Annotated in this window: 10 protein-coding genes; 3 read left to right on the top strand and 7 right to left on the bottom strand. The window is 66.6% G+C overall.

Annotated features, from left to right (window positions below; all coding sequences use genetic code 11):
- Window positions 1-23: 23 nt before the first annotated feature.
- From M2395_RS22915 to M2395_RS22935, 5 genes are all read right to left on the bottom strand, one after another.
- Window positions 24-596, bottom strand: coding sequence for a DUF6162 family protein (locus tag M2395_RS22915; protein WP_015636479.1), 573 nt, complete (start codon window positions 594-596; stop codon window positions 24-26).
- Window positions 593-931: a hypothetical protein gene (locus tag M2395_RS22920; RefSeq protein ID WP_015636478.1), complete on the bottom strand. Its 339-nt coding sequence runs from the start codon at window positions 929-931 to the stop codon at window positions 593-595. The genes M2395_RS22915 and M2395_RS22920 overlap by 4 nt, the downstream gene beginning before the upstream one ends.
- Window positions 928-1,470, bottom strand: coding sequence for a hypothetical protein (locus M2395_RS22925; protein WP_011062445.1), 543 nt, complete (start codon window positions 1,468-1,470; stop codon window positions 928-930). The genes M2395_RS22920 and M2395_RS22925 overlap by 4 nt, the downstream gene beginning before the upstream one ends.
- Window positions 1,467-2,690, bottom strand: a complete 1,224-nt coding sequence (locus M2395_RS22930) for a PepSY domain-containing protein (protein WP_053159635.1) — start codon at window positions 2,688-2,690, stop codon at window positions 1,467-1,469. The genes M2395_RS22925 and M2395_RS22930 overlap by 4 nt, the downstream gene beginning before the upstream one ends.
- Before the next feature lie 296 nt (window positions 2,691-2,986).
- The gene (locus tag M2395_RS22935; protein ID WP_011062443.1) at window positions 2,987-3,454 is read right to left on the bottom strand and encodes a VOC family protein; all 468 of its coding nucleotides are present in this window, start codon (window positions 3,452-3,454) and stop codon (window positions 2,987-2,989) included.
- 283 nt (window positions 3,455-3,737) lie between these two features.
- On the opposite strand from M2395_RS22935, the gene M2395_RS22940 reads away from it, so the two are divergent.
- The 3 genes from M2395_RS22940 to M2395_RS22950 all read left to right on the top strand — a co-directional run bounded on the left by M2395_RS22940 (window position 3,738) and on the right by M2395_RS22950 (window position 6,483).
- Window positions 3,738-4,961 carry an SfnB family sulfur acquisition oxidoreductase gene (locus M2395_RS22940; RefSeq protein WP_047337435.1) on the top strand — a complete coding sequence of 408 codons (1,224 nt, stop codon included), beginning with the start codon at window positions 3,738-3,740 and terminating at the stop codon, window positions 4,959-4,961.
- Window positions 4,962-4,964: 3 nt separating this feature from the next.
- Window positions 4,965-5,630 (top strand): methionine ABC transporter permease, encoded by a 666-nt coding sequence (locus tag M2395_RS22945; protein WP_123431271.1) that lies wholly within the window; start codon window positions 4,965-4,967, stop codon window positions 5,628-5,630.
- Between the two features lie 82 nt (window positions 5,631-5,712).
- Window positions 5,713-6,483 (top strand): MetQ/NlpA family ABC transporter substrate-binding protein, encoded by a 771-nt coding sequence (locus tag M2395_RS22950; protein ID WP_011062440.1) that lies wholly within the window; start codon window positions 5,713-5,715, stop codon window positions 6,481-6,483.
- Window positions 6,484-6,576: 93 nt separating this feature from the next.
- On the opposite strand, the gene M2395_RS22955 is transcribed toward M2395_RS22950, so the two are convergent.
- Together M2395_RS22955 and M2395_RS22960 are read right to left on the bottom strand one after the other, a co-directional pair.
- Window positions 6,577-7,911, bottom strand: a complete 1,335-nt coding sequence (locus M2395_RS22955; protein WP_123431270.1) for a hypothetical protein — start codon at window positions 7,909-7,911, stop codon at window positions 6,577-6,579.
- Window positions 7,908-14,225: an AAA domain-containing protein gene (locus M2395_RS22960; RefSeq protein WP_123431269.1), complete on the bottom strand. Its 6,318-nt coding sequence runs from the start codon at window positions 14,223-14,225 to the stop codon at window positions 7,908-7,910. The genes M2395_RS22955 and M2395_RS22960 overlap by 4 nt, the downstream gene beginning before the upstream one ends.
- Between the last annotated feature and the right edge of the window lie 2 nt (window positions 14,226-14,227).

The following is a 14,227-nucleotide window of genomic DNA, read 5'->3' on the forward strand; positions in this document are numbered from 1 at the left end:
TTCTCTCGGGTGAATGCGAATGATCAGTGGCGATGCTGGCGGGTCACTCCGGCATCGAATTGCGCCACCACCTGTTGCCAGCCGGCGGCGGCCAGTGGTTCGTCGCCCAGGTCAGCGGGCAGGGCGGCGGAAGGGGCGCGGTTGAGCCAGATATCCACCTGGGTGTCATCTTCGGCGTCGATGCGCATCAGAAAGGAGCCGGCCACTTGCGGGTTCTGGCTCAGGCCCAGGTAGGCCTGGTTCTGCACCGTCCAGATATGGCCACCGCGGCTCACCGAGCTGGCGTCCTGGGCGAAGGGCGCGAAGCCTTCGCCGGCCAGTTCCTCGGGGGTCGGCAGGTCCTGGCTTTCGGCGCGCAGCAGGTGGATTTCGTCGAGGGTCACCCGCAGGTCGGCATAGATGCCCTGCTCGCCGGCGCTGAGGTCGCGGCGCGCGTCCAGCTGGTGGCTGGCGACACTGCCGGTCGCGGTTTCTTCGCCGCGCCACAGCACCACGGTGGCAGCCACACTCAGAATCAGTGCACACAGCAACAGCACATAGAGGGTTTCATGGCCGGCGCCGGCGGGGCGCACGACCTGGGTGGTGGCAGGAGTCATGGGGCCTCGATATCCGCTTGGTCGATCTCGACCACGTGGCCGGGGCCCGCATCGAAGAGTACGTAGAACTCGCTGGAAGGTTTCTTGAAGGTCAGGGTCGAGTCGGCCCCCAGCTTGCCCGGCACCAGGATGGTTTCGTCGTAGCCGATCACGTCCAGGGTCACCCCCGGGGCGCCGCTGCCATCGGAAAAACCACCGGTGCAGCGGATCTGCTCGGCGTCTATGGCCTTGCACTCGCACATCGGGTTGTGGGCCAGGGCGCTGTGGCTGAAGGCGCCGCCCAGCAACAACAGGGCCAGGGCGCCAAGGCGCCGTGGGGATACTGCGCAACTCATCGTTTGCCTCCTTGTTTTTCGAGCCAGGCCACGGTGGCGGGTGACGCCTGGCTCAGGGGAATGGATGCCTGGTGCATGCTGCCGTCCCAGCCTTCCATGGTGATCCACAGCTCGGAATCGGCCTTGGTCTTTTCCGGGATGGGCAGGCTGGCGCCCATGCGGTACGGGCTGCCGAAGAAGATCACCCCGGCGGCCCGCAGGCTGCGGGGCTTGCCGATGCGCAGGTAGGTGGCCTTGACCGGCTCGATGCAGGCCTGGCACAGGGCGGCGTTGAAGCTTTTCAGGTAACCGGCGGGGCCATCGCTGCGTGGCGCTTCGTTGCGCATTTCCGCCAGGCGCAGGCTCCAGGGGCCGACCTGGATTTCGCCGATCTCCCGTTCACCCAGGCCGCTTTCGCCGCGAAACAGGGCAACGTCGGCGAAGTATTTGGGCATGAAGCCCAGGGGAATCAGCAACAGCAGGATGTTCAGGTGAAAGCGCCACTTGTGCCAGAGCCGGCTCAGGTTCGAAGGCGCGGCGGCGGTGCTGGTCTGGCTCACAGGGTGCTCTCCGAGGTTTCGGCGCTCATGGCCGGGGCGGGTGCCTGGGCGGGTTTGCTGGCGGGGCGCGCACGGGCGGCCTTTTCTTCGCGCTTGAGGGCGTTGGCGGTGGCCAGGGCGGTGCGCTTGGTCCAGATCAGCAGGCCGCTGAGGACCATCATGCTCAGCACCAGGCCGAAGAAGAACCAGATCAGCTTGATCCAGAGGCCGCCGAAATCACCGGTGTGCAACGGGCGCATGGATTCGGTGACGAACTCCAGGGTGTTGCGGTCCGCCAGCAGGTGCGAGGTGTCCAGGGAGCCGGTATAGGGGTTGATGTTGGCCGTCTGGTACATCAGCGGATACCAGCCGCGGCCGCCGACATACAGGTGGCTGTAGGCGTTGCTCGGCAGGCTGACGAAGCTGATGTCGAAGCCGGGGATTTTCTGTGTGGCAATGCCGATGGCCTGGTCCAGGCCGATCATCGGCGCCGGGCTGCCATCGCCCGTGGTCGGCACTTGCTCGCGGGCGATCACCGGGACCACGGGTTCGCTGGAGATACTGATGTGGTTGTCCGAGAGAATCGCTTCGATCATGAACCAGGTGCCGGTGATGGAGATCACCGCGATGAACCAGATCGACCAGATGCCGCTCAGGCGATGGAAATCACCCCAGAAGATCCGTGCACCGTGGCGCAGGCGCAGGGTCGGCTTGAGAAAGCCTTTCCAGAACTTCTTGTAGACCACCAGCCCGGTGATCAGCGACACCAGCATGGGCAGGCCCAGCAAGGACACCAGGTACCAGCCCCAGCTGTAGCCGTTGGTGAAGGGCACCAGCCACCAGCCGTGCAGGGCGCGGGTGAAGCCCTGGAAATCGAACTGCGGGCTAGTGCCCTGGATCACCCCGGTGTAGGGGTTGACGTAGAGCGTCGGCGAGCGGCCGTCCGGGTAGCTGACACTGACACTCAGGGCGAAGTGGCTTTCATCCGGGGTGACGATGGTGTCCACCCGGGTCTGGGGTTCGGCACGCTTGATGGCCTGGACGATCTGGTCGTAATTCAGCGGTTGTGCGTCATCGCTGGGCTTGCTGGCGCGCACGTCGGGGTTGGCCAGCCACACGATCTCCTGGCTGACCACCGCCAGGGTGCCGGTGACGCAGACAATCAGCACAAAGAACCAGATGGGCAGGGCCAGCCAGCTGTGCACCAGAAACCAGATTTTTGAACGGGACTTCTTCGACATTGAATGGGCGTCTTGATTCGAGGAATGGAGCGGCACTGGAACCCGGGACCGGGCCCGGGACAAAAAGCGCCGGGCATAGCCTGGGCCAACGCGGCCTGCTGCATCTAATTAAGACGAATGAGAATCGTAAATCCCGAAAGGCGATATGAAAGTAAATGTTACGAAGCTGCGAAACCCTCGTGAAAGCCGCTGCTTGACTGGTTTGGTCAATGCCCATGGCCCCGTAGGAGCGGGCTTGCCCGCGAACGGGTCCGCGAGACGCCTTCGCCGGCAAGCCGGCTCCTACAGGGGCAGGCTCAGCCGGCCTGTTGCTGGAACATTTCCCGGGCCCGTCGGCCGATTTCCTCGGCGCTCAATTCCTCCTTGCGGCTGGCGAGGAACCACACATGCCCGAAAGGGTCGCGCAGGCTGCCGCTGCGATCGCCGTAGAACTGGTCCTTGACCGCCGACACTTCGGTGCCGCCCGCGGCGATCGCCTGGGCAAAGCGGCTGTCGACATCTTCCACATACAGGTGCAGCCCGACCGACGTCTTGTGGGCTTCCGGGCTGCCCATCGGGGTTTGTTCGCAAGGGCTGCCGAGCATGATGGCCGAACCGCCGATGCGCAGTTCGGCATGGCCGACCCTGCCGTCGGGCATGTCCAGGCGCATGATCTGCACCGCGTCGAAGGCCTTCTTGTAGAACTCGATGGCCTCGGCGGCGCGCTGGATGCCCAGGTAGGGGGTGACGCCGCTGAAACCTTCGGGAATGGGATTGACGCTCATCAGGGTTTCTCCTTGATCTTGTTGTTGGGGGCGACGCTGACGCCGCGTGGAGCAGGCTTCACTCTATACCCGGGCCCTTGCTTGCCCGGCACGGGCCGACGAGGTGTCGTCCAGGCAACACTGGCCTACTGTTGGCCCATCAACAGCGTTCCAGCAATCTGCCCGGCAGAGGGCCTGATGCCGGGGCGAAATACCCACCCAAGTCCTTGAATTCATGGGGGCAGGCTTTAGGCACAGAAGCTGCAATGAGCGGCAGTCACCTTCATTCGCCCGAGAGCGCCGTATGCCTGCATTGCCTGAATCTGCCGTTTATCCCCTGCACACTCCCGCTGCCCATGTGATCCGCGATGGCGCCGAAGCCCTGGCCGTGGCCCGGCAAGTGGCCGCGATCCTGCTGGAGCAGGACGCCGAGCGCGACCGTACCCGGGAAGTACCGGCGCAGGTGGTCGACCTGTACTCCAACAGTGGCTTGTGGGGCATCAGCGTGCCTCGCGAATTCGGCGGCGCCCAGGTGTCCTATGCGGTGCTGGCCGAGGTCATCGCGATCATTTCCGCTGCCGACCCGTCCCTGGGGCAGATCCCGCAGAACCACTACTGCCTGCTGGAAGACATCCGCCTGCAGGGCACGCCGGAGCAACAGGCGCACTTTTTCGCCCTGGCCCTGCAAGGCCATCGCTTTGCCAATGCGTTGTCGGAAACCGGCGGCAAGAACGTCCAGGACATCCAGGCCACTGTCCGCCGCTCGGGTGACGGTTATGTGATCAATGGCCGCAAGGGCTACTGCACCGGTTCGCTGTATGCCCATTGGCTGGCAGTGCTGGCCCTGGACGAGCAGGGCAGGGGCCAGCTGGCCTTCGTGCCCCGGGGCAGCGAGGGGCTGGCGGTGATCGACGACTGGGACAGCATCGGCCAGCGCACCACCTCCAGTGGCACCGTACTGGCCCAGGACCTCAAGGTGCCGGCCTTCAACCTGTTTCCCACCTACCGTTCCTACGAAAGCCCGACCCTGGCCGGGCCCTTCGCCCAGCTGACCACGGCCGCCATTGACGCCGGGATTGCCCGGGCGGCGCTGCGCGACACCATCGCCTTCGTGCGTGAGCATGCCCGGCCGTGGATCGATGCCGGGGTGGAGAAGGCCAGTGAAGACCCGCTGACCATCATCCAGGTGGGGGCCCTGGACATTCGCCTGGAAGCCGCCGAGGCCCTGCTGGAACGGGCCGGCCTGGCCCTGGACGCGGCCCGCCCGGCACCCGATGAAGACAATGTGGCCCGGGCCTCCCTGGCGGTGGCCAAGGCCAAGGTGCTGACCACTGAAATCGCCATCGAGGCCAGCAACAAACTGTTCGAACTGGGGGGCACCCGTTCCACCCTCAAGCGCCACAACTTCGACCGCCACTGGCGCAACGCCCGGGTGCATACCCTGCACGACCCGGTGCGCTGGAAATACCACGTGGTGGGCAACTGGCTGCTCAACGACATCAAGCCACCGCGCCATGACTGGTCCTGAACCATGGCCGAACTGTTCAAGAACATTTACTGGGCCGATATCGCCCAGGCCTGCGTCGATACCCTGAGCATGCTCGGCGCGGCCCTGGGTTTTACCGTGCTGCTGGGGCTGCCCCTGGGCGTGCTGCTGTTTCTCACCGGCAAGCGCCAGTTGCATGAAGCGGTGGGCCTGTATCGGGTGCTGTCGGTGCTGGTCAACATGCTGCGCTCCTTGCCCTTCATCATCTTGCTGATCGTGCTGATTCCCCTGACCACCTTGCTGGTGGGCACCTCGCTTGGCGTGCCGGGCACCATCCCGCCGCTGGTGGTGGGCTGCACGCCGTTCTTTGCCCGGCTGGTGGAAACCGCCCTGCGGGAAGTGGACCGCGGGGTGGTGGAAGCGACCCAGGCCATGGGCGGCAGCACCTGGCAGATCATTCGCCACACCTTGCTGCCCGAAGCCCGGGGCGGTCTGCTGGCGGCGGTCACGGTGACCGCCATCGTGCTGGTGGACTACACCGCCATGGCCGGGGTGATCGGTGGCGGCGGCCTGGGCGACCTGGCCATCCGCTACGGCTACCAGCGTTTCCAGACCGATGTGATGGTGGTCACCGTGGTCCTGCTGCTGGTGCTGGTGCAGGCCCTGCAGATGATCGGTGACCGCCTGGTGGCGCACTACAGCCGCCGTTGAAGCGATTTCTTCGAACCCAACCCGAAACACGGCCCCACGTGCGCCCCACGACGGCTGCCTGCCTCTGCCTTAGGAGCAACCCATGAAGAAGACCCTGGCCGTATTGGCCGCCGTACTGTCCCTGAGCGTCAACGCCAACGAAAAGCTGCTGGTGGGCGCGACCCCGGTGCCCCACGCCGAGATCCTCGAATTCGTCAAACCGCAACTGGCCAAGGAAGGCGTGGACCTGCAGATCAAGGTGTTCACCGACTTCATCCAGCCCAACCAGCAGCTGGCGCTGAAGAACCTCGACGCCAACTACTACCAGTACCGGCCGTTCCTCGATGACTTCAACAAGACCCGGCACACCGACCTGGTGCCCGTGGTGGGGGTGCACATCGAACCGTTCGGCGCCTACTCCACCAGGATCAAGAGCATCGCCGAGCTCAAGGACGGGGCCAGTGTGTCGATTCCCAACGACCCGGTGAACACCGGCCGGGCCCTGGTGCTGCTGGATGAAGCGGGGCTGATCAAGCTCAAGGACCCGAGCAACACCCTGGCCACCCAGCGCGACATTGTCGAGAACCCCAAGCACCTGAAGATCCGTGAACTGGAAGGCGCCTTGCTGGCCCGCTCGGTAAGCCAGGTGGACCTGGCGTTTGTCTTCGCCAACTACGCCCTAGAAGCCGGGATCGATACCAACAGCGCCTTGATCGTGGAGAAGGGCAAGGACCTGTACATCGAATTTCTGGTGGCGCGCCCGGACAACATCAACGACCCGCGGATCCAGAAACTGGCCAAGGCGCTGAACTCCGATGCCGTGCGCCAGTTCATCCTGACCCGCTACAAAGGCCAGATCGCCCCCGGCTTCTGAGCATCTGCCCCCTTGTAGGAGCTGGCTTGCCAGCGAAGGCGGGCCCGCGAGATCGCCTTCGCCGGCAAGCAGGCTCCCACAGGGCGAGGCGGGTCAGGTGCGCTGTTGCGCCTGCTCCCGGTATTGCTGCTGGGTGTCGTCCAGCAGCACCTCCCTGAGCGGCACCGCCCCTACGGCCAGGGCTTTCTCGATGCTCAGGTCGTCGCCACGGGCCGCCAGCAGGGCTTGCAGCCGCTGGAACTCGCCGCACCAGATGGTCTCGATGTCTTTGTCGCGCTGGGTATCGCGCTGGGCGCTGAGGGCTACCGCGCGTACCTGCAACCGGCCGTTGTCGGCATTGCCGCCCACCTCCACGCCATACCCCGGAGTGGCGCCCTTGCGCAGCACCACCCTGCCGTCCTGGGCCCAAGCGGTGGCCATGCCCTCGCGAACTTCGTAGCCCAGGCTGGCCAGCCCTTCGAGTACCGCCTGGCGGCGGGCCAGGGCGGCGCGTTGTTGCAGCTCGGCTTCGATCAGCGCACTGAAACGGGCAATCAGCCCGTCCACTGGCGCCATATGGGCCAGGCTGCATTGGCCGGCCTGGGCCAGCTCGTTCTCGGCGGTTGCGGGGCACAAGGTCGCCACTTCGCTGGCCAGTTCCTCAAGGCGCGCCAGGCGCGCGCGGCGCTCCTGGCTGTCGCGGGTGGCCTGGGCCAGCTCCAGCACCAGGCTGTCCAGCAGCAGGTTGCGCTGCTGCACGCGGGTTTCTGCATCTATCTGGCGCAACTTGGCCAGGTAGGGTTCGGCGCTGGCCTGATCATCGAGGGTCAGCAACTGGGCAATGTGCTGCTCGATGCGTTCCAGTCTGGGTTCCGCTTGCTCATGGGCGGCGCGCCACTGCGCCAGGGTCTGGGTTGGGGTTTCGCCTTGCAGGCGCCGGGCCAGTTGCTGCTGGGCCTCGCTCAGGCCCTGTTCTTCGACTGCCGCCCCCAGGCTGGCGAAACCCTGGGCCAGGATCGACTCCACAGCCGGCACCGGCTGCCCATCGGCAATCGCCCGCAACGGCTCCAGCAATTGGGCTGCGAGCGGCTTGCCTTGCAGGGCGCCCAGCAGGGTGGCGGCGTTTTCCCGCTGGCGGCGGGCCAGTTGGCGCTGTTGCGTGGCTTGCTGCACCGCGCGGTTTTCCCGTTGTTGCAGATCGTCCTTGAGGAACTCGATCTCGATCGGCACCTGCTTTTGCAGGTCCTGCAGGCGATCGGCCTCGATCAATTGGCGCAACTGTTTGAACCGCTCGTGGGTGGCGGCCCGCTCCTGTTCGGTCAGTTGCCCCAGGCGCTGGGCCTGTTCTTCCCAGCGGGCAATCGCCTGTTCCAGGCGCCGCAGGTGACCGGCGCAGATCTCCAGGATTTCTTCACGGGTGACGATACGCACCACTTTCGGGCCGCTCATGGGGTTTGCTCCGTGTCTGCCAGGGCTTGGGGCTGCGTCACCGAATCGGCACCGGCCAGCGGCTGCAGGGCCTGCTCGATGGCGGCCTGCAGGCGAGCGCGCTCGCTTTGCGGGTCGTGGTACCAGGCCTGCGACGAGACCCGGTGCAGGTGGGGAATGGCCCGGCGCAGCACCGAAGGGCGCCAGATTTCCCGGGAGCGAGCGCGGGCCAGGAGGCCGTGGCGCGGGGTATCGCATTCGATGCCCAGGGCATAGAGCCCGGTATCGGGATGCTCGATGGCAAAGTCCAGGCCGAAGGCATCCCCTTCGTTGGCGCTGACCGGGCTCCAGCCCAGGGTGCGGATGAACGCCGCCACCGCCTGGGTGAAACCGTCGCTGTGGGCGTTGTGCTGGACCTTTGCATCCTGGCGCTCGGTGACCAGGCGCCCCAGCAGGCTGTGGCCGCTGGCAAACTCCCCGGCCGACAGGGCGCGGGCGTACTCCAGGTAGCCTTGCAGGTAGTCTCGCGGACTGGCGGGTGGGCGCTGGGTGGTGAGCATGTCGGAGATATCGGCAATCGGCATCGAGGTGATCATCACCACTTTGCGCCGGGCCCGGGTCACCGCCACATTGAGCCGGCGCTCGCCGCCGGTCTGCCCCAGGACCCCGAAGTTGCGGCGGAAGCTGCCCTGGCTGTTACGCCCGAAGGTCGAGGAGAACACGATGATGTCGCGCTCATCGCCCTGGACGTTCTCGACGTTCTTGACGAATACCGACATGTCCTCGCCGTCCTCGCTGCGTTCGCGCTCCTGGCTGTAGGCCGCACGAAACAGCGGGTCCTGCTCGGCGCGCAGCTCCAGGCGCTCCTCGATCAGGTCGGCCTGCTTGCGGTTGAAGGTCACCACGCCCACCGAGGGCCGTTCGGCGTAGGGCGTTTGCCACAGCTCGGCCAGGTAGTCGACCACCCGCTCGGCCTCGTCGGGGTTGACCTGCTGCTGGTAGACGCCGTCCACGCGGATCAGCTCCAACGGCTTGATGGCGAGGATATTGGCCTGGGGGTGACGCACCGGAATGCTCAACCGGTTGCCATAGAACGAGGCGTTGGAAAAACCAATCAGCTCGCGGTAGGCCGAACGGTAGTGGATCTGCAGAGTAGTGGCGGGCAGCGCGCTGCGGGCCAGTTGCAGCAGGTCCGGGCAGTCCTTGATTTCGCGACGGTTCCAGGTGTCTTCGAAGGCCTCCCGTTGCTCTTCGTCAGCGTCGGCGTCCGGCTGGTCGCCATCGAAGAGTTCGGCCTCGTCGCTTTCCACCCGGCTGGAGAAGAAGGCGGTGGGCGGCATCTGCTTCTCGTCGCCACTGACCACTGTGACTCGGCCCCGGTACAGGGTCGGCAGGGCGAACTCCACCGGCATCTGCGAGGCTTCGTCGTAGATCACGATATCGAACAGTCCGGGCTTGAGCGGCAGCACCCGGCTGGCCACGTCCGGGTTCATCAGCCACACCGGGCGCAGGCTCATCAGCCCCAGGCCGGCGCCCATTTCCATGAACTCGCGCAAGCGTCGCGAACGACGCCCGGTGAGGCGGGTGACGTCCTCCCACTGTTTGTGGGTGCCCAGGCGCGACAGCTCGATGCCTTCACTGAGCAGTTGGCGGTTGAGGCTGCGCATCTGGGTGTCGGCTTCCCCGAGGCTGGCGATCTTCGCCGCGGTTTCGCTGTGCTCCAGCATCAGTTCGGGTTGGCGTTGTTCGATCTGGCGCTTCCAGCCCAGCCGCGCTTCACGGTTGAGCATGCGCCGGACCACAGCTTCCAGTTGCTCGGCGGGAATCCCATCGAGCGTCGCTTGGTAGTCCCGCAGTACCCCCAGCAACTCCAGGTCTACCGGCGTCAGCTGGCTGGCCCGGGCGCGGAACGCCTGGTAGGCGCTCAGGGTCGGCAAGGCGTCGCGCAGGCGGTTGAGGGCCGACTGATTGCCCTGGTTGTGCTCCACGCGCTGGCGCAGTTGGCCCAGCAGCTCGGGTTGCAGCCACTGATCCAGGCGCTGCAGGGCATTCAGGCTGTCCTGGCGCACGCTGTGGCGGATAAACGCGGCGTCGTAGCCGGCCAGCAGGCTGTCCAGGGAGCGCCGCTCGCCGGTCAGTACCACCGCATCCAACTGCTCCACCCGGGGGGCTTGCGCCAGGGTCATGGCCAGGGCGCGCATTTCTTGCAGTTGCCCGAGGTCCTGGCGTACCTGCGGCAGCAGGCCCGGGCCGCAATCGCTGGCGATTTGTGCAAGGCTCAGTTGCTGATGCAGGTGTTGCAACTGGTTGCGCAATGGCCGCCACTGGCTTTCCAACTGGGCCGCCGCCAGCAGTTCCGGCAGGCGCTGCGGCTGGGCCGCGGCGCCCTGTTCGGCGAGGAAGGCCAGCAACTGGCGCTGGCGGATCAGGCGCAGCGGGTTGAGCCGCGCCAGCCAGGAGCGACCCTGGATAACGGCGCGGGCGCGTTGCTGCAGGGTGCGCAGTTGGGCCGCGGGCAGGGCGCTGAGGCCCGGCGCCAGGTCGGCCTGGTAAGCTGTGGCGTCGCACTGTTCCAGTTGTTGAGCCAGTGCCTGCAGGGCCTGGATCAGCCCGTCGCCTTCTGCGGCCTGGCCGTTGCTGCCACGAAACAGCGGGAGCCAGCGTGCCAGCCGTTGGCGACGCTCATCGTCCAGGCCCAGCAGGCTGTGCAGGTGCTGGTCGAGCCAGGCGCGGTAGGGCGCCGGGTCGTCGACTTCGAAGTCGGCCGGGTGTGCCTGCAGGGTTTCCAGGCGCTGCTCCTCGCAGCTCAGCAGGCGCTCGAAGCCCTGGTTGAACGCTTGCACCGTGGCGGCGTCGGTGGGGAAGGGCTGGAGCTGGGCCAGGGCGCTGTGTTCATAGCGGGCCGGCAGCCACAGGCGGATCAGCGGCGCGCAGGCCTCTTCCAGGCGGGTCAGGCTGGCGATGTCCAGGGCCGCCAGGTGCTGGCGCAATACCGGGACATCCAGGGCCGCTGGCCCCTGTTCCAGGCCGATCAGCTCGCCGATCAACTGGCGGTAGCTCAAGCCACAGTGTTCATCGATGCGGTGCAGGCTCTGGTGGAAGCGATCCAGTTCGCCCTCCAGGGCTTCGATGCGTGCCGCCAGGCGTTCACGCTGGTGCAGCCAGGGTTGCTGGACGGCATCGTCCTTGAACAGGGCCTCAAGCTGTTCGCGGACACTGCGGATCACCGGTTCGCGGTCACGGTTGATGTCGTTGAGCATCACCACCCGGTTGCCCAGGCCTTCGGCCACCAGGCGCTTGTGCACCACTTCCAGGGCGGCGTGCTTCTGGCAGACGATCAGCAAGCTGCGCTGGCGGCCGATGGCGTCGGCCACCATGTTGACGATGGTCTGGCTCTTGCCGGTGCCGGGCGGGCCTTCCACCAGCAACCCGGGGGCGTGACGGGCCTGGAGCACCGCGGCTTCCTGGGAAGGGTCGCTGGCCACGGTAAAGAAGCGCTGCAGTTCAGGCGGGAGCGGGGTGGCCTGGCTTTCGCTGCTGTCTGGTTCCGTCGGACTCAGGCGCAGGGCGGTTTCCAGGCCGGTGCCGCCGGGAGGCAGGGCCTTGAGCTGGCGCAGGTCCTCGCCAATGGCCTGGCCCATGAAGGCCACATGGAACAGCACGGCGGCACAGGCCAGTTGATCCTGGTAGGGCTGCACTTCGGTGCTCGGCGGCGGCAGGCTGCCGAGCACTCGGGAGCTGGCCGTGGCCAGCATGCCGAAGGCGTCCATGACATCGGCGGCCTTGAGCGCCGAGCGCCCCAGCAGTTCGTCGGCGGCCTTGCGCCAGAGCTTGGCGGCATCGATGCCCAGCAAGGTGTCGAGCCCCGGGTTGAGGCGCACCTCTTCACGCTCGCTGTCGAAGACCAGGGCCACCTTGCCGCGGCTGCCGACTTCCAGCAGCAGCTTGACCGGCCACAGCAGCAACGGCGCGATGCGAGTGCGAGTGGTGCCACGCGCGTCCCGGGTCAGGAGGAAGGGGAAGCCCAGGTACAGGCCATCGATCCCGGTGTCGCGCTTGTACAGCGAACTCTGGCGGTACAGGCTGTTGAGCCGTGCATCCAGCTGCGGGTTTTCGGCGAAGCACGCCGGGTCGAGGCTGATGGGCTGGGCGTTGCGCGCCACCAGGTGATCCAGCAGCGCCGGGGCCGGGCTGCGCTCACTGTGCAATTCGTTGAGGTCGACCCGGGCGGTGGTCTTGCCGATGCTCATGCGCACCAGCGGGCCGCGCAGCACCACGCTGGCGACCTTCTTCTCGAAGAAGTCGAGGATCTGCGACACGTAGTGCTGCTTTTGCGGCTCCAGCCACTGCTCTGCGCCGATGGCCAGCAGCACCAGGGCCCTGGCCAGGGGCATGCGGCGTTCCAGGCGGAACTGCTCGGCCCATTCATCGACGCTCGGCACGCCACAACGGGCAAAGCCGCTGATGCGCTCGTCGACTTCACGGTACAAGGCCGGGCGCGGCAGCCCCAGCAGGGCACGCGCACTGGCCGCATCGAAGCTCAGGACCACGGCTTCGCGGGCCAGGGTGGCGGCTTCTTCGAGGATTGCGTCCACCGAGCGGAACTGCCCGATGGCGGCGCTGAGCAGCACGATCAGGTCTTCTTCGCTGATGGAGCGGCGGTCCGCCAGGGACAGGATGCCGTTGTGCTCGCTGTCCGGCAGCAGGCGCTGGCGTTCTTCCCACTGTGCGGCCAGACGGGCGCGGGAGCTGGAGAGCAGGTAGATGCGCAGTTGCTCCTCGTCCAGTTCGATGGCCTGGTGCTGGGCGCGCTGGCGTACCTGTTCGGCCCGCAGCTTGAGCCGCGACAGCCAGTGCTCGGTCTCCAGGCGTTCCAGCAGGTCCGGGGCCGGGCCGCTGATCAAGCGGTAACCGTCCAGGGGATGCTCCAGCAACCAGCCGGGGGTGACGATCTCGCCGCGCTGGATCAGGGGCATTTCCGGGTTCAGCAGTTTCAAGGCGAGCATCAGCCGGGTGTCATCGTCCAGCCCTTCGTGCTGGGCCACCTGGCGCAGGCCCGCCAGCTGCCGTGCGGGCAAACCGGCCTGTTCGGCCCAGGTGACGATCACCCCGCGCAGCAGATGATCCAGGGCCTGGGGCCAGTGTTCGACTTCGGCGGCAGCCAGGGCGAACGGCCCTGGCCGGCGAAAGCGCCGGCTGCCCAGGGCGATGCTGGCGCCTTCCTCGGCGTCCTCTTCACTGGCGACCGAGGCCGGGACGCTGGGGCTTTCGCCCTGGAGCCAGGCCTGCACCTGAGGCCATTGCCAGCGCTGGTGGCGGTCCCGGGCCAGCAGGCCGCGCAGCAGCAGTTCCAGGCGCGGGTCGAGGTCATCCGGCAGCAGCACGCCGTTGGCCAGAATGTGAATCAGGTAGGCGTTGGCATTGATGCCGGCGAAGCATTCTCCCTGGGTCAGCTGTTCCAGCAGGATCATCCCCAGGCTCCACCAGTCGGAGGCCGCGGCCACGCCCCCGGCAATGGCTTCGGGGGCCATGTAGCGGCTGGTTTCCAGGGGCGAGACGATGTCCAGGTCGAACTCCGACAGCCGCGCCGAACCGAAGCCGCTGATCACCAGGTCCAGGGGCTCGCGGCTGCGCACCAGCAAGGTGGCCGGGCGCAGGTCGCGGTGGCGCAGGCCGGCTTCGCTGAAGGCATGCAGGGCCTGGCCCAGTTCACGGACGATGTGCTGCACCGCGGCCCTGTCGCTGACCACGATCCCCAGGTCGGCCAGGGTGCCGCCGGTGAGTTCCTCGGCCACTTCGAAGGCGCGCTCGTCCCAGCGGCCGGTGAGGATGATTTCCGGCACGTGTTCCCGGGGCAGGCGCTTGAGGGCTTCGTACACCGACGGGTCGGGTTCGGCGCCGGCCTGGTACAGGGTCAGCACCGCCTGGTGCGCGGTTTCCCGGTGCTCGGCGATAAAGCGCTCGCGCACGCCGCCGCTGCTGATCTGGCGCAGGAGGCGCCAGCCTTCGATCACGGTTTCACTGTCGGCGGCTGGGGGCGCTGCGGGTGGCTGTTGCTCCGGGGCGAGCGGGTCGGCGCCGCAGACCAGGCACATCAAGTCGCCGTCCGCCATGGCATGACCGTTGCCGCATAGCAGGGGCGAGCCGCTGTCCGCCTCGACCGGGGGCTGCGGCTCAAGCGCTTCGAGGGTGATGACCGGTTGTGGGCGCCAGCCTTCGGGATGAATCGCTTCGGCGGAAAGTTCCCAGCCGCAGGCCCGGTTGTCTACCTGGCCTTCACAGAAAATTTCGGCCAGTGGGCGTTCAGTCTGGCAATTGGGGCAAAAACGTATCATCG

The sequence above is a fragment of the Pseudomonas sp. BIGb0176 genome, assembly GCF_024810175.1.
Taxonomy (GTDB): Bacteria; Pseudomonadota; Gammaproteobacteria; order Pseudomonadales; family Pseudomonadaceae; genus Aquipseudomonas; species Aquipseudomonas protegens.

Bases quoted from the DNA above. Each gene is read 5' to 3' on its own strand.
- M2395_RS22915 (WP_015636479.1), bottom strand. From the start codon at position 596: ATGACTCCTGCCACCACCCAGGTCGTGCGCCCCGCCGGCGCCGGCCAT.
- M2395_RS22920 (WP_015636478.1), bottom strand. From the start codon at position 931: ATGAGTTGCGCAGTATCCCCACGGCGCCTTGGCGCCCTGGCCCTGTTG.
- M2395_RS22930 (WP_053159635.1), bottom strand. From the start codon at position 2,690: ATGTCGAAGAAGTCCCGTTCAAAAATCTGGTTTCTGGTGCACAGCTGG.
- M2395_RS22935 (WP_011062443.1), bottom strand. From the start codon at position 3,454: ATGAGCGTCAATCCCATTCCCGAAGGTTTCAGCGGCGTCACCCCCTAC.
- M2395_RS22940 (WP_047337435.1), top strand. From the start codon at position 3,738: ATGCCTGCATTGCCTGAATCTGCCGTTTATCCCCTGCACACTCCCGCT.
- M2395_RS22945 (WP_123431271.1), top strand. From the start codon at position 4,965: ATGGCCGAACTGTTCAAGAACATTTACTGGGCCGATATCGCCCAGGCC.
- M2395_RS22950 (WP_011062440.1), top strand. From the start codon at position 5,713: ATGAAGAAGACCCTGGCCGTATTGGCCGCCGTACTGTCCCTGAGCGTC.
- M2395_RS22955 (WP_123431270.1), bottom strand. From the start codon at position 7,911: ATGAGCGGCCCGAAAGTGGTGCGTATCGTCACCCGTGAAGAAATCCTG.
- M2395_RS22960 (WP_123431269.1), bottom strand. From the start codon at position 14,225: ATGATACGTTTTTGCCCCAATTGCCAGACTGAACGCCCACTGGCCGAA.